This window comes from Pantoea sp. M_10 (assembly GCF_008631515.1).
Lineage (GTDB): Bacteria > Pseudomonadota > Gammaproteobacteria > Enterobacterales > Enterobacteriaceae > Pantoea > Pantoea anthophila.
Window position 1 is genome coordinate 415,496 of record NZ_VWUL01000002.1, and the last position, 22,029, is coordinate 437,524.

19 protein-coding genes and 1 riboswitch are annotated in these 22,029 nt (G+C 58.4%); of the genes, 5 read left to right on the forward strand and 14 right to left on the reverse strand.

Annotation, left to right across the window (positions count from 1 at the left end):
* Window positions 1-142: 142 nt before the first annotated feature.
* Window positions 143-2,176, reverse strand: a complete 2,034-nt coding sequence (gene metG, locus F3I47_RS08750; RefSeq protein ID WP_150028857.1) for a methionine--tRNA ligase — start codon at window positions 2,174-2,176, stop codon at window positions 143-145.
* A 175-nt stretch (window positions 2,177-2,351) separates the two neighbouring features.
* On the opposite strand from metG, the gene apbC reads away from it, so the two are divergent.
* Window positions 2,352-3,464 (forward strand): iron-sulfur cluster carrier protein ApbC, encoded by a 1,113-nt coding sequence (gene apbC / locus F3I47_RS08755; RefSeq protein ID WP_058956704.1) that lies wholly within the window; start codon window positions 2,352-2,354, stop codon window positions 3,462-3,464.
* Here the strand turns inward: apbC and F3I47_RS08760 are convergent.
* Window positions 3,461-3,916, reverse strand: a complete 456-nt coding sequence (locus F3I47_RS08760; protein ID WP_150028856.1) for a GNAT family N-acetyltransferase — start codon at window positions 3,914-3,916, stop codon at window positions 3,461-3,463. The two genes, apbC and F3I47_RS08760, sit on opposite strands and share 4 nt — an antisense overlap.
* Window positions 3,917-4,150: 234 nt before the next feature.
* Here F3I47_RS08760 and ahpC point away from each other — a divergent pair, with 234 nt between their 5' ends.
* Window positions 4,151-4,714, forward strand: coding sequence for an alkyl hydroperoxide reductase subunit C (gene ahpC, locus F3I47_RS08765; protein ID WP_150028855.1), 564 nt, complete (start codon window positions 4,151-4,153; stop codon window positions 4,712-4,714).
* 71 nt (window positions 4,715-4,785) lie between these two features.
* Window positions 4,786-6,354: an alkyl hydroperoxide reductase subunit F gene (gene ahpF / locus F3I47_RS08770; RefSeq protein ID WP_009089198.1), complete on the forward strand. Its 1,569-nt coding sequence runs from the start codon at window positions 4,786-4,788 to the stop codon at window positions 6,352-6,354.
* A 63-nt stretch (window positions 6,355-6,417) separates the two neighbouring features.
* Here the strand turns inward: ahpF and F3I47_RS08775 are convergent, their stop codons facing one another.
* The gene (locus F3I47_RS08775; protein ID WP_150028854.1) at window positions 6,418-7,377 is read right to left on the reverse strand and encodes an AEC family transporter; all 960 of its coding nucleotides are present in this window, start codon (window positions 7,375-7,377) and stop codon (window positions 6,418-6,420) included.
* 99 nt (window positions 7,378-7,476) lie between these two features.
* Window positions 7,477-7,674, reverse strand: a complete 198-nt coding sequence (locus F3I47_RS08780; protein WP_072052741.1) for a hypothetical protein — start codon at window positions 7,672-7,674, stop codon at window positions 7,477-7,479.
* Window positions 7,675-7,979: 305 nt separating this feature from the next.
* Window positions 7,980-8,076, forward strand: a riboswitch (TPP riboswitch).
* Between the two features lie 34 nt (window positions 8,077-8,110).
* Here F3I47_RS08780 and thiM point away from each other — a divergent pair.
* Window positions 8,111-8,908 (forward strand): hydroxyethylthiazole kinase, encoded by a 798-nt coding sequence (gene thiM / locus F3I47_RS08785; RefSeq protein WP_150028853.1) that lies wholly within the window; start codon window positions 8,111-8,113, stop codon window positions 8,906-8,908.
* Window positions 8,895-9,695, forward strand: a complete 801-nt coding sequence (gene thiD / locus F3I47_RS08790; protein ID WP_150028852.1) for a bifunctional hydroxymethylpyrimidine kinase/phosphomethylpyrimidine kinase — start codon at window positions 8,895-8,897, stop codon at window positions 9,693-9,695. The genes thiM and thiD overlap by 14 nt, the downstream gene beginning before the upstream one ends.
* Window positions 9,696-9,753: 58 nt before the next feature.
* Here thiD and F3I47_RS08795 read toward each other — a convergent pair whose 3' ends face one another.
* From F3I47_RS08795 to F3I47_RS08845, 10 genes are all read right to left on the reverse strand, one after another.
* Window positions 9,754-10,440: a GntR family transcriptional regulator gene (locus F3I47_RS08795; RefSeq protein ID WP_009089205.1), complete on the reverse strand. Its 687-nt coding sequence runs from the start codon at window positions 10,438-10,440 to the stop codon at window positions 9,754-9,756.
* Window positions 10,441-10,540: 100 nt separating this feature from the next.
* On the reverse strand, window positions 10,541-12,007 hold the full coding sequence (locus tag F3I47_RS08800) for a mannitol dehydrogenase family protein (protein ID WP_140029044.1): 1,467 nt from the start codon (window positions 12,005-12,007) through the stop codon (window positions 10,541-10,543).
* A gap of 65 nt (window positions 12,008-12,072) precedes the next feature.
* A complete protein-coding gene (locus F3I47_RS08805) occupies window positions 12,073-13,356 on the reverse strand; it encodes an MFS transporter (RefSeq protein WP_058956697.1) in 1,284 nt (427 codons plus the stop codon).
* 80 nt (window positions 13,357-13,436) lie between these two features.
* Window positions 13,437-14,447 carry a Zn-dependent oxidoreductase gene (locus F3I47_RS08810; protein ID WP_046102209.1) on the reverse strand — a complete coding sequence of 337 codons (1,011 nt, stop codon included), beginning with the start codon at window positions 14,445-14,447 and terminating at the stop codon, window positions 13,437-13,439.
* A 10-nt stretch (window positions 14,448-14,457) separates the two neighbouring features.
* Complete coding sequence (manD, locus tag F3I47_RS08815) at window positions 14,458-15,672, reverse strand: D-mannonate dehydratase ManD (protein ID WP_150028851.1); 1,215 nt, start codon at window positions 15,670-15,672, stop codon at window positions 14,458-14,460.
* A gap of 201 nt (window positions 15,673-15,873) precedes the next feature.
* The gene (gene yegS / locus F3I47_RS08820; RefSeq protein ID WP_046102207.1) at window positions 15,874-16,773 is read right to left on the reverse strand and encodes a lipid kinase YegS; all 900 of its coding nucleotides are present in this window, start codon (window positions 16,771-16,773) and stop codon (window positions 15,874-15,876) included.
* Between the two features lie 222 nt (window positions 16,774-16,995).
* Window positions 16,996-18,375 (reverse strand): tRNA 5-hydroxyuridine modification protein YegQ, encoded by a 1,380-nt coding sequence (gene yegQ, locus F3I47_RS08830; protein ID WP_150028850.1) that lies wholly within the window; start codon window positions 18,373-18,375, stop codon window positions 16,996-16,998.
* 123 nt (window positions 18,376-18,498) lie between these two features.
* Window positions 18,499-19,206 (reverse strand): two-component system response regulator BaeR, encoded by a 708-nt coding sequence (gene baeR, locus F3I47_RS08835; protein WP_009089220.1) that lies wholly within the window; start codon window positions 19,204-19,206, stop codon window positions 18,499-18,501.
* Between the two features lie 6 nt (window positions 19,207-19,212).
* Window positions 19,213-20,598, reverse strand: coding sequence for a two-component system sensor histidine kinase BaeS (baeS, locus tag F3I47_RS08840; protein WP_058956693.1), 1,386 nt, complete (start codon window positions 20,596-20,598; stop codon window positions 19,213-19,215).
* The gene (locus F3I47_RS08845; RefSeq protein ID WP_058956692.1) at window positions 20,595-22,001 is read right to left on the reverse strand and encodes an MFS transporter; all 1,407 of its coding nucleotides are present in this window, start codon (window positions 21,999-22,001) and stop codon (window positions 20,595-20,597) included. Before F3I47_RS08845 ends, baeS begins: the two co-directional genes overlap by 4 nt.
* Between the last annotated feature and the right edge of the window lie 28 nt (window positions 22,002-22,029).

The window sequence follows — 22,029 nt, forward strand, 5'->3', positions numbered from 1 at the left end:
ATTTATGCGCCGGAAAGCGGCAGGAGAGGAGGCCGCGTTCACCTGTGCAGGAAGAGAGCGTGCGTGGCGGATATAAAAAAACCCTTCGCACCCGCAGAGGCGCAAAGGGTTTCAGTCCGGAACGGATTTCGTCAGCGGCGGGTTACTTAACCGGCATACCCGGTACCGCACCGCTATCCACGGAGAGCACGAAGAGATCTTTGCCGCCTGGTCCTGCTGACAGCACCATGCCTTCAGAGATGCCGAAGCGCATCTTACGTGGTGCGAGGTTGGCGACGATGATGGTCATTTTACCGACCAGCACTGACGGATCAGGATAAGCGGCGCGGATGCCGGAGAAGATCTGACGCTTTTCCCCGCCCAGGTCAAGCTGCAGACGCAGCAGCTTGTCTGAACCCTCAACCAGTTCCGCCTGCTCAATCAGCGCCACGCGCATATCCACTTTGGCGAAATCGTCGATGGTGATGGGCTCACCGACAGGTGACTCTGCCAGCGGGCCGCTTGCGGCCGGTGCAGCTGCGGCGGCAGCATCCTCTTTTGAGGCCGCAATCAGTCCCTCAACCTTCGCCATTTCAATGCGGCTGTAGAGCGCTTTAAACGGCGCGACCTGGTGATCCAGCAGCGGCTGAGCGATAGCCTCCCAGCTCAGCTCGCACTTCAGGAAATCTTCGGCGCGTGCGCTCAGGGAAGGCAGCACCGGCTTCAGCCAGGTCATCAGGATGCGGAACAGGTTGATACCCATTGAGCAGATAGCCTGCAGGTCGGCATCGCGGCCTTCCTGCTTCGCCACCACCCACGGTGCCTGCTCATCGACATAGCGGTTAGCCAGGTCAGCCAGCGCCATGATCTCACGAATCGCACGGCTGAACTCACGGCTGGCCCAGGCTTCACCAATCTTCTCTGAGGCATCCACGAAGGTCTGATAAAGGGCCGGATCGGCCAGCTCAGCCGCCAGTTTGCCGTCAAAGCGTTTGGTGATAAAGCCCGCGTTACGTGACGCCAGGTTAACCACTTTATTGACAATGTCGGCGTTCACGCGCTGAACAAAATCTTCCATGTTCAGGTCGATATCGTCGATGCGTGAAGAGAGTTTCGCCGCATAGTAATAGCGCAGGCTGTCGGCATCCAGATGCTGCAGCCAGGTGCTGGCTTTAATAAAGGTGCCACGCGACTTCGACATTTTTGCACCGTTGACGGTGACATAGCCGTGCACAAACAGGTTGTTTGGCTTGCGGAAGTTGCTGCCTTCCAGCATCGCGGGCCAGAACAGGCTGTGGAAATAGACGATATCTTTACCGATGAAGTGGTACAGCTCGGTGGTGGAATCTTTACGCCAGAACTCGTCGAAGTCGATGTCGCCGCGCTTGTCGCACAGGTTTTTGAACGAGCCCATATAGCCGATAGGCGCATCCAGCCAGACGTAGAAATATTTGCCCGGCGCACCTGGAATTTCAAAGCCGAAGTAAGGCGCGTCGCGGGAGATATCCCACTGCTGCAGGCCCGACTCAAACCACTCCTGCATTTTGTTCGCAACCTGATCCTGCAGTGCGCCAGAACGGGTCCAGGCACGCAGCATCTCGCTGAAAGAGGGCAGATCAAAGAAGAAGTGTTCGGAATCACGCAGCACCGGCGTCGCACCGGACACCACGGATTTCGGATCGATCAGCTCTGTCGGGCTGTAGGTCGCGCTGCAGACTTCGCAGTTGTCGCCATACTGGTCAGGTGACTTACATTTCGGGCAGGTGCCTTTTACAAAGCGGTCCGGCAGGAACATCCCTTTTCCCGGGTCATACAGCTGCGAAATCGTGCGGTTCTTGATGAAACCGTTCTCTTTCAGGCGACCGTAGATCAGCCCGGCCAGCTCACGGTTTTCGTCGCCATGCGTTGAGTGATAGTTGTCATAGCTGATATTGAAACCGGCAAAGTCCGTTTCATGCTCCTGTTTCATTTCTGCAATCATCTGCTCCGGTGCAATCCCCAGCTGCTGCGCTTTCAGCATGATAGGGGTACCGTGCGCATCGTCGGCGCAGATGAAATAAACCTGATTGCCACGCATTCGCTGATAACGCACCCAAATGTCTGCCTGGATATGCTCGAGCATGTGGCCGAGATGGATTGATCCGTTCGCGTAGGGCAGGGCGCACGTTACCAGAATTTTTTTAGCGACTTGAGTCATAGTTTGCGTAGCTTTCTGTTGATTGAAAAAACGGGCTTAGATGGTAACTGAAGGCTTCTCCTGCGTAAACACAAGGGATTCATCCCGCCAGTCGCCGCGAATCCATGTGCTTCTGATATCATTGAGGTTACCTCGCTGAAAACAGCGTAAGCAGAGCAGAAATAAGGAGTGAGGGATGACAGCACAATCCCGGGAACCGCATACGCCAGAAGGGCTGCGCGCCATTGTGGCTGGCGTACTGAAACGCTTTGAGCATCCGACCCTGCACCAGAACCTGACCGCGCTGAAGGCGCTGCATCATGTGGCGCAGCTTGACGGTACGCTGCACATTGAAGTGATGATGCCTTTTGCCTGGGCCAGCGGGTTCGACGCCCTGAAAGAGCAGGTCAGCGCCGAACTGCTGCGCCAGACCGGCGCGCGTGCGATCGACTGGCGGCTCAGTCATGATATTGCCACCCTGAAGCGGGTGAAAAATCAGCCGGGCGTGAACGGTGTGAAAAATATCATCGCGGTCAGCTCCGGCAAAGGGGGCGTCGGCAAATCGAGCACTGCCGTGAATATGGCGCTGGCACTGGCCGCCGAAGGCGCGCGCGTCGGGATCCTCGACGCCGACATCTATGGCCCGTCAGTGCCGAACATGCTCGGCACGCAGGACCAGCGGCCGACTTCGCCGGATGGCACCCATATGGCCCCGATTATGGCGCACGGGCTGGCGACGAACTCAATTGGCTATCTGGTCACCGATGATAACGCGATGGTGTGGCGCGGCCCGATGGCCAGTAAAGCGCTGATGCAGCTGCTGAACGAGACGCTCTGGCCGGAACTGGATTATCTGGTGCTGGATATGCCTCCGGGTACCGGCGACATTCAGCTCACGCTGGCGCAGAACGTGCCGGTCACCGGCGCGCTGGTGGTCACCACGCCGCAGGATATTGCCCTGATTGATGCCCGCAAAGGGCTGGTGATGTTTGAGAAGGTCAATGTTCCGGTGCTGGGCGTGGTGGAAAATATGAGCCTGCATATCTGCAGTCAGTGCGGCTTCCATGAGCCGATTTTCGGCACCGGCGGGGCGCAGAAGCTGGTTGAAGATTACCAGACGCAGCTGCTGGCCCAGCTGCCGCTGCACATCGACCTGCGCGAAGATCTCGATGAAGGCGAACCGACGGTGATTCGCCGGCCTGACAGCGATTTTACGGCGCTGTATCGCCAGCTGGCCGGACGCGTCGCCGCCCAGCTTTACTGGCAGGGTGAGGTGATCCCTGGCGAGATCGCCTTCCGCGCACTCTAAGCCCGACCCGACCCGCTGGCATAGGCCGACGCCAGCGGGTAGTGCATCAGCACGTAGCCGCCATGCTCCCCTTCGCCTTCCGAAATCATCTTCCAGCCATGTTTCAGGTAAAACGCCTGGGCTGCTTTATTCATCTGCAGACACTTCAGCGCCCCGGTTGAGGTGAAGCGCGCCTGGACCGCCTCCAGCAGGGCACTGCCCGCGCCGCGCCCCTGCCAGTCGGGATCGACATAGAGACTGTGCAGAAAATTGTCGTTCTCCAGCAGTCCGGCAAATCCGACGCGCTGCCCCTCAGCCTCGGCGACCAGCACCGTCTCCCCCAGGATCACCCCATCAAAATCTTCAAGCTGCCACTCGCTGCCATCCAGCCAGCGCCAGTTATGCCGACGCGCCGCCAGAAACAGCGTGCGCAGGAAAGGACGATCGGCTTCAGTAAACGGACGTATCTCCACAGCTCTGCTCCCTTTTTATCCGGTCTTACAAAACTAGCAGCGATTCGGGAAGAGAGGGGGAAAGACAAAGCGGGTTTAATGTCATGAAAATCGCTGTACACTGCCCGGCGGGCCAGAGAGCATCAGGCTCTCAGCGTTTGATAGCTTTCGTTAATCAGATTGATAACGTCTGCATATTAGATGTTGGCCCGAAAATTATGTAACCTGCATCACATATTTTAACGGAGGCCACAGATGTCTATTATCAATACCAAAATCAAGCCGTTCAAAAACGCAGCATTCAAAAACGGCGAATTCATCGACGTAACCGAGAAAGACGTTGAAGGTAAATGGAGTGTGTTCTTCTTCTATCCTGCTGACTTCACCTTCGTCTGCCCGACCGAGCTGGGTGACGTGGCTGATCACTACGAAGAGTTCCAGAAACTGGGCGTAGATATCTACTCTGTTTCTACCGACACCCACTTTACCCACAAAGCCTGGCACGGTTCTTCTGACACCATCGCGAAGATCAAGTATGCGATGATCGGCGACCCGACTGGCGCGCTGACCCGCAACTTCGAAATCATGCGTGAAGCAGAAGGTCTGGCTGACCGTGGTACTTTCATCGTTGACCCGGAAGGTATTATCCAGGCTATCGAAATCACCGCTGAAGGCATTGGCCGTGACGCCTCTGACCTGCTGCGCAAAGTGAAAGCGGCTCAGTACGTTGCTTCTCACCCAGGTGAAGTCTGCCCGGCGAAATGGAAAGAAGGTGATGCAACGCTGGCTCCATCTCTGGACCTGGTTGGCAAAATCTAATCCCGCTTCGGCCTTTCGACCATTCTCCAATCGGGTGCCACGGCACCCGATTTTTTGACCAGGATATCACTATGCTCGACACAAATTTGAAAACGCAGCTCAAGGCTTACCTTGAGAAATTAACCAAACCTGTTGAGTTGATCGCCACCCTGGATGAGGGGGCAAAATCAACCGAGATCCGTGAACTGTTGGTTGATATCGCCGGTTTGTCTGACAAAGTCAGCTTCCGCGAAGAGAACGATCGTCAGGTGCGTAAGCCCTCGTTTCTGATCACTAACCCAGGTTCGAACAGCGGCCCGCGTTTTGCCGGTTCACCTCTGGGCCACGAATTTACCTCACTGGTGCTGGCACTGTTACAGACCGGTGGGCATCCGTCTAAAGAAGCACAGAGCCTGCTGGATCAGGTTGCTGAGCTGGACAGCGATCTCCATTTCGAGACCTACTATTCACTCTCCTGCCACAACTGTCCTGATGTGGTGCAGGCGCTGAACCTGATGGCGGTGATCAACCCGCGCATCAGCCACACCGCAATCGACGGTGGCCTGTTCCAGAATGAGATTCAGGAACGCAACGTGATGGGCGTGCCAGCGGTTTACCTTAACGGTAAAGAGTTTGGTCAGGGTCGCATGAGCCTGGCGGAAATCGTCAGCAAAGTGGATACCAACGCGGACAAACGCGCAGCGGAAGAGCTGAACAAGCGTGACGCGTATGAAGTTCTGATTATCGGCAGCGGCCCGGCGGGCGCAGCAGCAGCCATCTACTCCGCGCGTAAAGGTATCCGTACCGGCCTGATGGGCGAGCGTTTCGGCGGGCAGGTGCTGGATACGGTCGATATCGAAAACTATATCTCTGTACCTAAAACCGAAGGTGCAAAACTGGCAGGTTCACTGCGTGCACACGTTGATGATTACAATGTGGATGTCATCGACAGCCAGAGCGCCATTAAACTGATCCCGGCGGCGAAAGAGGGCGGACTGCACGCCATCGAAACCGCCTCCGGTGCCGTACTGAAATCACGCAGCATCATCCTGGCGACCGGCGCACGCTGGCGTAACATGGGCGTGCCGGGTGAAGAAGAGTATCGCACCAAAGGTGTTACCTACTGCCCGCACTGTGATGGCCCGCTGTTTAAAGGCAAGCGCACCGCGGTCATCGGCGGCGGTAACTCTGGCGTCGAAGCGGCAATTGATCTGGCCGGTATCGTGGAACACGTGACGCTGCTGGAGTTTGCTGGTGAGATGCGTGCTGACCGCGTGCTGCAGGATAAACTGCGCAGCCTGAAGAACGTTGATGTGATCCTGAACGCGCAGACCACGGAAGTGAAAGGCGACGGCAGCAAAGTGACCGGCCTGCACTACATTGACCGTACGACGCAGACCACCCATGAGCTGCCGCTCTCCGGTATCTTTGTCCAGATCGGTCTGTTGCCGAACACCCCATGGCTGGAAGGCGCGGTTGAGCGCAACAAAATGGGCGAAATCATCATCGATGCGAAATGCGAAACCAGCCTGAAAGGCGTCTTCGCAGCAGGCGACTGCACCACCGTGCCGTACAAGCAGATCATCATTGCCAGCGGCGAAGGTGCGAAAGCGTCACTGAGTGCCTTTGACTATCTGATCCGTACCAAAACGGCTGAGTAAGTTTAATCAGCCAGGCAATAAGCCCTTCAGCCCCAGTGCTGAGGGGCTTTTTTTATTCGCCTGTTAATAGCCCGCCAGCGTCATCAGCATCATCCATACCGGCGTCGTCACAGCCGCAAACACCGTAGAGAAAAGCATACTGGCCGCTGCCGGGCCGGTAATGACATTGAATTTCTGCGACATCAGATAGACGTTAACCCCGACCGCCATCGACCCCAGCAGCACCACCACTTTACTCTCCAGCGGGGGTAGACCGGTCAGCCACGCGATAGCCCATACCGTCATCGGTTGCAGAACCAGCTTCAGCAGGCAGATCGTATAACTCTCTTTTAAACCATCCCGCACCCGATAATGCGCCAGGCTCATGCCCAGCGTGACCAGCGACAGGGGGGCTGCCAGCGAGGCCAGCATCCGCAGCGGTTCAGCGACGATCTGCGGCAAGGGGTGCTGAAGGAAGCTCCAGGCCGTGCCGCTGAGAATGCCGACGATCAGCGGATTCTTCAGCACGCCGATCAGGGTGCGCCAGAGACCTGTCAGGGAAAAGCTGCCCTGTTTTGCCCACTCGACCGAAACGGTCAGCAGGGTCCAGAGGATGAGGCTGTTAAACACCAGCACCAGCGCCACCGGTGGCAGCGCTTCTGGCCCGAGCAGGACGGTAGCCACCGGGATCCCCAGCATCACGTTGTTGGAGAAGATCCCCCCCAGCGCAAAGACCGAGGCGGCCACGCCGTCAAGCTGAAACAGCCGTGTCGCCAGCAGGCGTCCCACGATAAACACCAGCAGGCAACTGCCAAAAAAGGCCAGCAGCAGGCGAGCATCCACCGGCGGGCTTTGCGAGAAGGTACTCATCACCCGAAACAGCATGCAGGGCAGCGCAACGTTAAACACAAAGCGGTTCATGCCTTCGCTGATGCTGGCAGGCCATTTTCCGAAGCGTGTCAGCCCATATCCGAGCAGGATCAGGATAAACAGCGGGGCTGACAGGTAAATCTGATGGCTCAGGCTTTCAAACAGCAGTGGCATAAGAGGCGTCTGGGTAAATCATGGATAGTTACCAGACTAACAAATCGCTAACTAACTGTTAACTCCTCCCTGCTTTGGAACCGGCCGTCGGGCGGGCTGTCAGCCTAACCAGCGACGCGCCTGCTGGTCGCTGATGTCCCGGTAATAAACACGATGGATGGTTTCGCCGCAGCCCGCACAACGGGCTGAAATATAGGTGGAAAGGTAATGCCGGCCATTAGGGGCGATGGCACCCTGACGTTCGATCTGAACATCCTGCCATCGATGGCGGTGAGGAATAAGCGCTGACAATCGCATCATACATCCTGAGTAGTATGAAGTTCCGCTTCAGGAGTCGATAACTCCATGAAATAAAGTGTTTTTTACAACGGTGTTTCGCGCAGGTTAATTATTATGAAATGGTCAGAGTCCGAGCGATGGCCAGGACCCATCAGGCCTGACAGCAGGAGTACCTCTTAAGAGGTATCCCTGAGGCCCGCAGCATTAAGCCTTTTTTTGCACCATGGAACGTTGATCGGGATCATGCGGAAGGTTCCGTTCCGGTCATTCCGCTGGCGGCTGTTACTTGCTTTCAGAGGACGGCTTGCCTATGCTGCAAACCGTAATTCGACTCGGGGTGCCCTTCTTTGTGAAGGCTGAGAAATACCCGTATTACCTGATCTGGATAATGCCAGCGTAGGGAAGTCTGATGCCTGACCGCATTCGCCTTCTTGTCCGCCGGTTGGGAGCTACGATGATACAGCCATCTCAACACCTTTCTGCCGCGCAGTTCGCGCACCTTCTGCACACCTTTCGCCGTCAGTCACCGCTGGTGCACTGCATGACGAATGACGTGGTGCAGAACTTTACCGCCAACGTCCTGCTGGCACTCAATGCGTCACCCGCGATGGTGATCGATGCTGACGAATCGGCACAGTTCAGCGGCTTTGCGGATGCCCTGCTGATTAATGTCGGGACGCTGACGCGTGAGCGTCAGCGGGCGATGCAGGCAGCGGTTAGCGCGGCGCGGGAGGCGGGCACGCCCTGGACGCTCGATCCGGTCGCTGTCGGTGCCCTGACGCTGCGCAGCGACTTCTGCCAGCAATTATTAAGTCAGCAACCGGCGGTGATACGCGGCAATGCGTCAGAGATTCTGGCGCTGGCGCAGCAGGCCAGTGGCGGACGCGGCGTGGATACGCTTCACCCGGCAGATGCGGCGCTCGACGCGGCGCGGCAGCTGGCGAAAGAGTGGAACACGCGGGTCATCGTCACCGGTGAAGTGGACTACGCAACCGATGGTCAGCGCACTTTTGCCATTCGTGGCGGCTCTCCCATGCTGACGCGGGTTGTGGGAACCGGCTGTGCGCTCTCGGCGGTGGTGGCCGGGTTCAGCGCACTGCCCGGCGATGGCCTGCTGAATATTGCTGCGGCCTGTCAGGTGATGGCGACAGCCGGTGAAAAGGCAGCGGGGCAGGCGAATGGGCCCGGCAGCTTTGCCACGGCGTTTCTGGATGCACTCTGGACCCTGGAGGGCGATCATGAAACGCATTAATGCCCTGACCATTGCCGGCACCGATCCCAGCGGTGGCGCAGGGATCCAGGCCGATCTGAAAACGTTCTCGGCGCTGGGCGCTTACGGCACCAGCGTCATTACTGCGCTGGTGGCACAAAATACGCAGGGCGTGCAGGCTGTTTATCGCATCGAACCGGACTTTGTCGCCGCCCAGCTCGATTCTGTGCTGAATGACGTGCGTATCGACAGCGCGAAAATCGGCATGCTGTCAGAAACGGCTATCGTGGAGCAGGTGGCGGCGCGGCTGAAGCAGGCGGCGATCCCTTTTGTGGTGCTGGATACCGTGATGGTGGCGAAAAGTGGTGATGCGCTGCTCTCACCGGACGCCGTCGCCAGCGTTCGTGAGCGGTTGCTGCCGCAGGTTTCGCTGATCACTCCGAACCTGCCAGAGGCGGCGGCCCTGCTGGGTTGCACCATTGCCACCGATGAGACGGAGATGCGCGAACAGGGGCGGGCGTTGCTGGCGCTGGGCTGTCAGGCCGTGCTGATGAAAGGAGGGCATCTTACGGCGGCGGAGAGTCCTGACTGGCTGATTACGCCATCGGCAGAGCAGCGGTTCAGCACACCGCGCGTGAAGACCCGTCATACGCATGGCACCGGCTGCACGCTGTCGGCAGCACTGGCCGCATTGCGTCCGCGTCATGGCAGATGGGAGACGACGATTGAGGAAGCGAAAAACTGGCTGCAGCAGGCGCTGATGCAGGCGGATTCGCTGGAGGTCGGCAAGGGCATCGGGCCGGTTCACCATTTTCATCAATGGTGGTAAGAGAGACTGCCCGTCTCGCCCGGATAATCAGGCGAGGCGGGCACCCCGCGGGAGGGATTCAGGGGGCTTCAAACCAGGCGCTGTTCCGCTCAGCAATCGGGGTGATGGAGAAGATCATCTCCTGCAGGTGATGACGCATGGCCGCTTCGGCGGCATCGGCATCGTGCTGTTTCAGCGCGGCATAAATCTCTTCATGCTGCTCAATGACCTTTTCCGGCGGTGAGACTTCACTCAGCGTCAGGAAGCGCACCCGATCCATCGTCGCTTTGATATTCTCGACCGTTTCCCAGGCCAGCTTGCAGTCAATGCTTTCCGCGATCAGACGATGAAACTCATCGTCAAGCGTGAGGAACGCCTGGCTGTCATGCCGCTCCGCCGCCATCCGCTGCAGTTGCAGATTGTGCTCCAGCGTCATCAGCGCCGAATCACTAATCTCCAGCGCGGCACGACGAACCACCGACACTTCCACCGCCTCACGGATAAAGCGGCCATCCGCGACCCGCTTAGCAGAGATTTTACGCACGAACGTGCCGCGCTGCGGCAATACCTGTACCAGTCCGGCTTCCGCCAGCTTGATAAACGCTTCGCGCACCGGCTGACGTGAGACGCTGAAGCGTGCGGAGACCTCTTTTTCAGAGAGCAGCGAACCTGGCTGAATCGCGCAGGTGACAATATCTTTGCGCAGATAACGGTAAATCTGCTGATTGACCGGTTCGCTGGTGGTTATGGTATAGGCGCTCGACATGCAGCAATATCCCTATTACGGCTGGCAGAGGCCAGCGCGTTGGCAAAGTGTCAGTCTAATCAGCACGCTGCGTCTGCGCCAGCGCTTTATTGTCCCGCCTTCAGCCGCGATTCAGGCACTGATGCACTGTGGCACGCGCGCCCTGGCTGGTCAGTTGCTGATACCAGGCCGTCAGTCGGGCGACCACGTCGTCGTTCTGCAGCAAATCATCGCCAAACACTTCGCGGAGGGCGAGCAGCGCCCGCACGCGCGCTTCACCCTCTTCGCTGGCGGCAACGCACTCCGCCAGTTTTTTCTGCATCGGGTCACGGATCTCAATCGGCTGGCCCTGTTCATCAACGCCGCCCACATAGCGCATCCAGCCCGCGACGCCAAGCAGCAGCAGGTCGCAGCGGCTGCCACGCTGCAGGTGCCAGCGCAGACTGTCGAGCAGGCGCTGCGGCAGTTTTTGTGTGCCGTCAGTGGCGATCTGCCCTGTGCGATGTTTAATCGCACGGTTTTCATAGCGGGCGATCAGCGAATCGGCATAGGCATTCAGATCCACGCCCTGGGTGCGCAGCGTCGGGGCCTGTTCATCAATCATCAGTGAACGGGCGGCGGCGCGGAAATGGGGATCGGCCACACAGTCGCTGATGTACTCATACCCCGCCAGAAAGCCGAGGTAGGCCAGGAAAGAGTGACTGCCATTCAGCATGCGCAGTTTCATCTCTTCATAGGGCAGTACATCACTGACCAGCTCGGCTCCCGCTTTTTCCCACGCCGGTCGGCCATTAACGAAGTTATCTTCAATCACCCACTGAAAGAAGGGTTCTGCTTCAATTGCGACCGGATCTTCACATCCCAGACGCTTGTGCAGCGCGGCCAGTGCGGTGTCAGTCATGGCCGGAACGATGCGGTCCACCATGGTGGAGGGGAAGGTGATGTGCTGCTGAATGTACTCTGCCAGCGCAGGATCCTGCCGCTCCGCCAGCTGGGTCACTACATTGCGGGTCACATGCCCATTCTCCGGCATGTTGTCGCAGGACATCACGGTGAAGGGCGGTAATCCCTGCTCGCGGCGACGGCGGATCGCCGCCAGAATGACACCGGGCACCGTGCGGGGGGCTTGCGGATGCTGCAGGTCATGGACGATATCAGGATGATCGCTGTTTAAATTGCCGCTGGCCGGCAGATGGCAGTAACCCTTTTCGGTCACGGTCATGGAGACGATGGCGATATCCGGCTGGCTCATGGCGTTGATCACGGCTTCGATACCGTCTTTGTCGCCTTTCAGGGCGCTGGTGATGACGCCGATCACCCGGGTCTGCTGAGAACCATCCGCCAGCTCAGTGAGGGTGTAGAGCAGGTCCTGCTGGCGCAGCGCCGTAATCAGTCCGGTGCTGTTCATGAGATTGACCTCACAGTAGCCCCAGTCGCTGCCCTGTTCTTCGGCCAGCCTGTCGCTGCACATCGCCTGATGTGCGCGGTGAAAGGCACCAAAACCGATGTGTACCATGCGGGTCTTCAGTTTGCTACGGTCGTAGGAGGGGCGTTTAACCTCAGCAGGCAGGCGATCAATCTGTAACATAATCCGTCCTTTTGAAAAGCGGGGCGCTCAGCGCCCCAGTCAGCGTTCTGTTAGCGGAACAACACTCAGACCGAAACCGGTTTGTCCTGGGTTTTCGGACTGCGAATCACAAACAAGACCAGGAAGGCGCCCAGCGCGGCGACACAACCGGCCAGCACGAAGGCGCTGTCGAATTTGCCGGTGTGCTGAACAATAAAGCCGGTGACAATCGGCCCGATGATGCCGGAGAGGCTGCCTGTCAGATGGATGAAGCCGCTGATGCTGCCGATGCGACTCTTATGTACCACATCCTGAATGATGGCCCAGTAGATCGCGCCGGTGATGTAGAGAAAGAAAATCGATACCGACATCATAATCACGGCAGGCACGACCTCTTTTATCGTACCCGCCAGCGCCACGCAAATTGCCGCGGCCAGCAGTGAGACCACCAGCACAATTTTGCGTGACAACAACAGCTTGCCGGTGATGTTAAAGATTTTATCGGAGATCCAGCCGCCCAGCGCCAGGCCGACGAAACCGACGATCCACGGGATCATGGTGGTGATACTCATCGATTTAATATCCAGGCCGTGTGCCTGCACCAGATAGGCCGGGAACCAGCTCAGGAAGAAGAACAGGATGTAGTTGTAGCAGAAGAAGGCAAACGCCGTGACCAGGATAATCGGCTGGCGCAGGTAGTAACCAAACGGATGAGCCGTTTCTGACAGGTCAACCTCATCGTTCGGACTGGTCGCCTTGAGGCGTTCGATCAGCAGCCGCTCTTCTTCAGTGACGCGCTTGCTCTTCGCCGGATTATCCGCCGCGAAGAAGAGCCAGAATGTCATCCAGACCAGCCCGATGCAGCAGACAATCACAAACGCCGGACGCCAGCCGTAAGCCAGGGCCAGATAGCCAATAATCGGACCGGCGACGGCACCGCCCAGCGGCGACCCGGCACTCAGTAAGCCCATGGCCGTTGCGGCCTGTTTTTTCGGGAACCAGCCGTTAATCGCTTTGTTAGCCGAGGAGCAGATGGGGCCTTCTGCCATGCCGAACAGCACGCGCAGGATCAGCAGCGACCAGAAGCCGGTGGCCAGCGCGGTCATACCGCAGAAGATGGACCACGCGGCCACCGCTACGGCCAGCACGATCTTAGGGCCAAAGCGGTCGGTGGCGAGGCCGCCGACAAAGTTGAACAGGGCATAGCCAAAGAAAAAGCTGCCGAAAATCATGCCGAACTGCTCTGCATTGATCGCCAGATCTTTTTCAACCAGCGGAACCGTCAGGGAGAGCGCGACACGATCGAGGTAATTGATCATGTAAACCAGAAACAGCAGTAAAACGAGGGTCCAGCGCAGATTCTTGAACATAAAAACTCCGTGATCTGTTTTCTCTTTTTAAGTGTGCCAGCGCGAACGCTGGCTCAGGACACCTGGTGTTCAGCAACGCATTACCCCATCTGCAGGATCACTTTGCAGCAGGTGCGCGGATCTTTTTCGAACAGGGTCATCGCGCGCTCAATCTCCTGCAGGGGGAAAGTGTGTGTGACCAGTTTTTCTGGCTGGATTAACCCTTTTTCTATCCAGTCGATCACCTGCGGAAAGCGGTTGCTGTTCAGACGTGAGGTAAACAGCGACAGCTCTTTACTGGTCAGGCTCTGCTGGGTCAGGCTGCAGGGTTCACCGGAGAAGCCGAGCAGGCCGATACGCGCCGCCGGTGAGGCGAGGGCGACGGCTTCCGCCAGAATGGCGGGATGGCAGGCCGCATCAATAATCAGCGTGGGCTGCACGCCCTCCAGCTGCGCTGCCAGCGGGATCGCGCTGTTGTCGAACAGCTGGTCGGCACCACTCTGTTCAGCCAGCGCCAGACGTTCCGGCAGCCGATCCACCACCATCACTTTTTTCACCTTATAGACGCCTTTCAGCACCTGAATCGCGGTCAGTCCCATCGGGCCAGCACCATAAATCAGTGCCACGTCGTCCGGCTGCGGCCTGAGAAAGGCCGTGATATTGGCCGCGATGGTAAACGGCTCGACCAGACTGGCGAGCTGGTCGGGAATGGTGTCCGGCAGGCGCCAGGCATTGTTTGCCGGTGTCAGCGCATACTCACTGAAACCGCCGTCACGATGCACGCCCGTCACCTGCAGCGTGGTGCAGACGTTGGGGCGGCCCACCGAGCAGGGATAGCAGCTGCCGCAGCTCACCACCGGATCGACGGCAACGCGTTCACCCAGTCGGCCAGTATCAACACCGTCACCGACCGCATCGATCACGCCGAAAAATTCGTGACCAATCACCCGCGGGTATTTCGCAAAGGGATTATGGCCGTGCCAGATATGCACATCAGAGCCGCAGATGCTGGCATAGGCCACCTTCACCCGGACTTCCCCTGGCGCAGGCTGTGGCAGGGGACGTTCAGCGACGACCAGCCTGCCCGGTTCTTCAATTACAACGCTTTTCATAACGGTCTCCTTACCAGTTCCAGAGGGTGCCATCTTCAAGACGGGCGACCGGCAAATAGGCGGGTTCATAGGGATATTTCGCCGCCAGTTTTTCGTTGAAGTCGATGCCGAGGCCCGGCTTGTCGCCAGGATGCATATAGCCCTGGTCAAAGGTCCAGCTGGCGTCAAACAGCTCCATCATCTGCTCAGAGAAGCCCATATACTCCTGCACGCCGAAATTGGGTACCCAGAGGTCGAAGTGCAGCGCCGCGGCCATGCAGATTGGGGAGAGGTCAGAGGGGCCGTGTGAGCCGGTGCGCACCTGATAGAGCGACGCAAAATCAGCGATGCGTCGCATGCCGGTAATGCCGCCCGCGTGGGTAATGGTCGTGCGGATATAGTCGATCAGCTGCTCTTCAATCAGCTGCTTACAATCCCAGATGCTGTTGAACACTTCGCCCACCGCAATCGGTGTGACGGTGTGCTGGCGAATCAGGCGGAAGCATTCCTGATTCTCAGCCGGCGTCGGATCTTCCATCCAGAACAGACGATAATCTTCCACGCTTTTGCCAAAGCGCGCCGCTTCAATCGGCGTCAGACGATGATGCATGTCATGCAGCAGATGCTCATCGAAACCGAACTTATCGCGGATCGCGGCGAACAGTTTCGGGGTGAAATCGAGGTATTTTTCCGTTGACCAGAGCTGCTCTTCCGGCCAGTTACCTTTGGTCGCCGGTTCATAGGCCAGTCCTTTCCCTTTCGCCATGCCGTAGGTGGTCTTCATGCCCGGCACGCCGCATTGGGCGCGAATCGCCTTAAAGCCCAGCTCTTTGTGCTTCGCGTAATCATCCATCACTTCATCGATGGAGTGACCGGTGGTGTGGCAATAGACCATCACGCCCGTGCGGGAGGCGCCGCCCAGCAGCTGATAAACCGGCATGCTGGCCGCTTTGCCTTTGATATCCCACAGCGCCATATCGACCGCCGAGATCGCAGACATGGTGACCGGGCCACGACGCCAGTAGGCCCCTTTGTAGAAGTATTGCCAGATATCTTCGATCTGATGCGCATCGCGGCCGATCAGCTGCGGGCAGACATGATCTTTCAGGTAGGAGGCGACCGGCAGTTCCCGGCCATTAAGGGTCGCATCACCAATGCCGGTCAGACCCTGATCGGTGGTGATTTTGACGGTGACAAAGTTTCTGCCTGCGCAGGTTACAAATACTTCTGCTTTTACAATCTTCATCCTGTTTGCCTTGAGTCAGCCTTCGATGATGAAAACGTACGCGTATTAATACTACCATACAAGTTAAAAGGACAGAGTTGTGAAGCCAGTCACATGCTGTTTTTATCGCCAGAAAAAGCGTGAGAAAACAGGGGTGTATGTTAATAAAGGTAACATCAGGAGGGGAGGGAGAAACAAAAAGGGGGCGCTGCCCCCTCAGCATCAGGAGAGTAAGGCACACTGCGGAGGCAGACGGCAGCTCAGCGCGCCTGCCATTACCTCAATCACAAATTCGCGTCCGGAGAGCGGTTCACCATCCAGGTTAAAGGTCATCTCATGAGGCGAGCGGATCGTCAGTGATTCCAGCTGCGTGGTGACGATGCCGGGATTGTCATCATCGCCGGTCAGGGAATGGAACAGGGTCGGCAGCAGCTCCTGCGCGGTGACGATGCTGACATCAAGCCGCCCATCGTCAATCAGGGCAGAGGGACACAGTCGCTGTCCGCCGCCTGCCTGACGCCCGTTTCCGATGCCGATCACCAGCGCATCACCCTGCCAGGCAAAATCGGGACCGCTGATCTCACAGGTGTCGGGTTTCAGCGTGTCCATGCGCATCAGGCCGTGAATAAAGTAGGAGACACCCCCCAGCGCCGATTTCAGCTTTTCCGGGGTTTCTGTGGTGATCCGGGTACCGAAGCCGCCAGTCGCCATGTTAATGAAGTAGTGACTCTGGTTGACCCGTGCCAGATCGATGGCACTCGCTTTGCCCTGAATCGCCAGCCGCAGTGCCGGCTCCATCTCTTCCGGGATACCGACGCTGGTGGCAAAGTCGTTGGCGGTGCCCAGCGGCAGAATGCCCAGCACCGGGCGATGTTCCGCTTCCGAAGCCGCCAGCGCCGTCGCAACTTCGTTGATGGTGCCATCGCCGCCACCGGCAACGACGGTAGCAGCCCGCAGCGTAATCGCCTCTTTGACATAGCGATCGCCGTCGCCTTTCTCAAAGGTGACGCGCACCGCAATCTCAAAGCCTTCTTCCCGCAGGGTCGTGATAGCATCGCGCAGATCGTCATTACCGGCGCCTTTCCCATTCAGGATGAGCAGCGTAAGCGGTTTATTGTCCATTGTGCGTTCCTTGATGATCTACAGAGTAGGAGGGGGAAGGTATAACACAGCTTCCAGCACCAGATTATTGGCGAAAGCATGAAAAAAGAAAACCCGCACGGGGGAGCCGGGCGGGTAAATGAGGTGGTTCCTGGTAAATCTGCCGTTTGTTGTTACTCGTTAGCAGCAGGCGGGACTATAAAGCAGCCCGGCGCAGGGGTCTGTGATCCTGTTCTGATTTCATCAATTTGTTTCCGTTGGTAAACGATTATGAGGCGCCCGGGTATCTTCGCCGTGATCGAAGTTACGCAGCAGCAGCGCAAAGGGCAGATCCACCGCCTCAGGCACCCGCAGCCAGACGCGATGACCGTCGCCCGGTGCTACGTCGGTCGGTTCGCCACGGCTGTCCTGCAGCGCATCGAGCTGGCACTGCAGGTTGCCGTCGGGCGTCATGATCTCCACGCTGTCGTGCAGCATGAACTTATTTTTTACCGCCACTTCGGCCCATTCGCCCCGGCGTTCGCCAGTAAACTCGCCCACAAACTGCTGACGATCGGAGACGGAAAAGCCCTGCTCATAGTTCTGGTAGCTGTCGTGAGTGTGACGACGCAGAAAGCCTTCGGTATAGCCGCGATGTGCCAGACCCTCCAGGGTGAGCAGCAGTGACGCATCAAAGGGTTTTCCCGCGGCGGCATCGTCAATCGCGCGGCGATACACCTGGGCGGTGCGTGCGCAGTAGTAGTAGGACTTGGTGCGTCCCTCAATCTTCAGCGAATGGACGCCCATCTCGCTGAGCCGCTCCACATGTGCCACCGCACGCAGATCCCGCGAGTTCATGATATAGGTGCCATGCTCATCTTCGAACGCGCTCATCACTTCGCCAGGTTTCATCTTCTCTTCCAGCAGGAACACCTTGTCGGTCGGCTGACCGATGCCCAGCGCTGGCATCACCTCCTGCACCGTCACCGGCTGGTGGATGCCGACAATGTTGCCCACCTCATCCTGCTGGCCTTCCGCCACTTTGTATTCCCAGCGGCAGGCGTTGGTGCAGGTGCCCTGGTTCGGATCGCGTTTGTTCATATAGCCGGAGAGCAGGCAGCGGCCGGAATAGGCCATACAGAGCGCACCATGAACAAAGACTTCCAGCTCCATCTCCGGCACCTGCTGACGGATTTCGGCGATCTCCTCCAGCGACAGCTCGCGCGACAGAATCACCCGGCTCAGCCCCATCTGCTGCCAGAACTTCACCGTGGCCCAGTTGACCGCATTGGCCTGCACCGAGAGGTGGATCGGCATCGCCGGGAAGGCCTCACGCACCAGCATAATCAGACCCGGATCGGACATAATCAGCGCATCAGGCTGCATCGCCACCACCGGCGTTAAGTCACGAATAAAGGTTTTCAGCTTGGCGTTGTGCGGCGCGATGTTGACCACCACGTAGAATTTTTTGCCCAGCGCGTGCGCTTCGTTGATGCCCAGCGCGAGATTTTCGTGGGTAAATTCATTATTACGCACCCGCAGGCTGTAGCGCGGCTGACCGGCATAGACGGCATCGGCACCATAGGCGAAGGCGTAACGCATGTTTTTCAGCGTCCCGGCGGGGGAGAGCAGTTCAGGTTTCATGGGATTCTCACTGATGTCAGGTCAGTATGCCGCCAGAGGCGGCAGCGGCAGGGCCGTGAAGCCCTGCCAAAGGTGCGGAATTGTAGGCAGTGAGAAAAGGGAAGTAAATTGATCGGGATCAAACTAGATCAAATGACAGGCATCCGCTTCCCAGCGATAGCCCATGCCGTAGACGGCACGGATAAAGGGTTGCTCGCTGTCGAGATTCTCCAGCTTGCGCCGCAGATTCTTGATATGGCTGTCGATGGTGCGATCGGTTACCACGCGGTAATCATCATAGAGATGGTTGAGCAGTTGCTCGCGCGAAAAGACCTTACCCGGTTCCAGCGACAGGGTTTTCAGCAGACGAAACTCGGCCGGGGTTAAATCGAGCGGCTTATCACGCCAGCTGGCCGAAAAGCGGCTCTCATCGACTCTGAGCAGCGAACTGCTCTGCGGCTCTTCCGCCGAACGTTTTACCCGGCGCAGAATGGTCTTAACCCGGGCGACAACTTCCCGCGGGCTGAAGGGTTTGCAGATATAGTCATCGGCACCCAGCTCCAGCCCCAGCAGCCGATCGATCTCCTCGGTGCGGGCGGTGACCATAATAATCGGCAGTTCCGAATGACGGCGGATTTCCCGGCACAGCGTTAAACCGTCGGTGCCGGGCAGCATCAGGTCCAGCAGCATCAGATCGGGTGGGGTCTGGCGCACATAATCCAGCACGCCGTTGCCGTCGGCGATGTGATGGGTGCGGTAATTGGAGGCGTGCAGATAGTCGATCATCAGCTGCGCCAGTTTGGGCTCATCTTCGACCACCAGAATCAGCGGGTCGTGGTTTTCCAGGCTCATAAGCGTCTACGCAAGGGGAACATAGCGCAAGTGTAGCGCGATTTTCAGTCCACCTAAATCAGAGTGCGACGCAGAGATATCGCCGCCGTGCGCGTCTGCAATGTTCTTACAGATGGCGAGGCCGAGTCCCGATCCGCCGCTGGCCCGATTACGGGAGCCTTCGGTGCGGAAGAAGCGTTCAAAAATCTGCGCCTGATGTTCCCGATCCACGCCCGGCGCGCTGTCATCAAACTCTACCCGCCAGTGCGGAGCCTGATACTTCAGGGTCACCTCAACCCGGCCTCCGCTGTCGGTGTAGCGCAGGCTGTTCTCCAGCAGGTTGGTGAAGAGCTGCATCAGGCGATCGGGATCGCCGAAGAAGGGGGCATCATCGGGCAGGTTCAGCTTTAACGTCAGGCCATGCGCGCGGTAGCGTTCGGCAAAGCTGCCCGCCGTGACTTCCAGCAGCTGCACCAGGTCAGTCGCCTGTTTGCGGTAGGCCAGGGCGCCCTCATCCGACAGCGACAGCTGATGCAGGTCATCCACCAGCTTGGTCAGCACCACCACTTCACTCTGCAGCGAAGCGATCGCTTCCGGCGTCAGTTTGCGCACGCCATCCTGCATCGCTTCCAGTTCACCGCGCAGAATGGCCAGCGGCGTGCGTAACTCATGGGAGATATCCGCCATAAAGGCGCGGCGCATGCTTTCGTTTTTCTCCAGCGAGCTGGCGAGAAGGTTAAAGTCACCGGCCAGCTGGCCCAGCTCGTCCCGGCTGCTGACTTCGACGCGGGTGGCAAAGTTGCCCGCGGCCAGATGATGGGTGCCGTCGACCAGCCGTTTGACCGGGGCCAGCAGCCCGCGCGCCATCAGCCAGGTGGCCAGCGCCGCCAGCAGCGTCGAGAGGCCAACGATAATCCAGCTGGTGCGGCGCTGCTGCTGATCGAAGTTAATGTCGGTGCTGCGCGTCAGCCGCTCCGGCGGTGAGCCGATAACCCAGCCGACCACCTTACCGTTGCTGGTGGTGATATTGCGTCGCGTGCCCTCGGGCGGCACCGGCGTGGGCGGCCCGACCAGCACCCTGTACTGCTGGTCGAGGATCCAGAACTGGGTGCGCCAGCCATGCGGCGGCAGCTGACTATTACCCGGATTCTGCTCCAGCGAACGCAGCATGGTGAACACCAGGCGGTCGTTGTGGCGCAGGAAATCCCAGTTGCCGTGCTGCTCATACTGATCGGCCAGCGCATCGCCGAGCAGGCTCAGGCGCTGCTGATTGCCGCGCTTGATATAGTCGACAAAGCCATGCTCAAAGCTGAGGCGGACTCCCCAGTGCATGGTAATCAGTACCAGCATGCAGGTGGCGAAAATCGCCATAAACAGTTTGGCCCCGATACCCAGGCGCAGGTTAACTCTCATTGTTTTCTCCGGCGTCGCAAATCGACGTTGCTGCTCACCTGCGGCGGAACGCGCCAGAAGATCAGCGCGGGCAGGATAATAATCAGTGACATGCACAGGTAGGTGTAAATAAACATCTGATGTTCTGCTGCGCTGTTGGCTGCGCCCTCCTGAGCAAAGGCGCCCAGCAGCAGCCCGGCAACGGTGACGCCAATACTCATCGACAGCTGCATAATCATCGACAGCAGGCTGTTTCCGCTCGACGCCAGCGTGTCCGGCAGCTCTTTCAGCGTCAGCGTGTTCATCGAGGAGAAGCGAATGGCGTTGACCATGCCCTGCAGAAACAGCACCAGCGGTAGCAGCCAGACCCAGCCCAGGATCGCCACCAGCGGAAACAGCAGCACCACCAGCGCCAGCGCCACGGTCGACATCACCAGCACGTTGCGGTAGCCATAGCGATTAACGATGCGCACCACAATACGCTTCATCCCCATGTTGCCCAGCACCATCGGGATCATCATCAGACCGGCGTGGAACGGGCTGTAGCCCATGCCGAGCTGCAGGAAGATGGGCGTCATAAAGGGCAGCATGCCGCTGCCGATACGGCCGGTAAAACTGCCCAGCAGGCCGATAGCGTAGAGGCGGTTATCAAACAGCTTCAGGCTGAACAGCGCGTTATCATTGCCGCGCGCGTGCATCAGGTAGAACAGCAGCGAGAACAGGCCCGCGAGGATCATCGCACCCAGCAGCAGGGCGGAGCCGCCGCTGCTGCGCTGACCGTCCAGCGCCAGCGTCAGGGTTGCCATACCGGCGGCCAGCAGAAAAAAACCGGCAAAATCGAAGCGGCGGGTCTGCATGCTGTAGTTGGGCATCAGCATCAGGGTGGCAATCGCGCCGGCGATGCCGACCGGGATATTGATCAGGAAGATCCAGTGCCAGCTGGCGTATTCGACCAGCACCCCGCCCAGCGCCGGGCCCAGCAGCGGGCCAATCTGGCCGGGCAGGGTGACAAAGGTCATGGCGGACATATACTGCTCACGTGGAACTATTTTCATCACCGTCAGTCGCCCCACCGGCACCATCATGGCACCACCAATCCCCTGAACCACCCGCGCCAGCACCAGCTGATCCAGCGTGCCGGAGAGGGCACACAGCAGCGATCCCAGACTGAACAGCAGGATCGCGCTGAAGAAGATGTTGCGCACGCCAAAGCGATCCGCCAGCCAGCCGCTGACCGGCAGCATCACCGCCACGGTGAGGACGTAATAGACGATCACCGCATGCATGTGCAGCGGGCTGACGCCCAGATCGTGCGCCATCGCCGGAATAGCCGTATTCACGATGGTGGTGTCCAGCGTCTGCATAAAAAAGCCGATGGCGACAATCCACAACTGCCAGCGGACGTTCGTGCTTTGCGTACTCATCCCTTCCCCCGATTCAGCCGATCTGCCC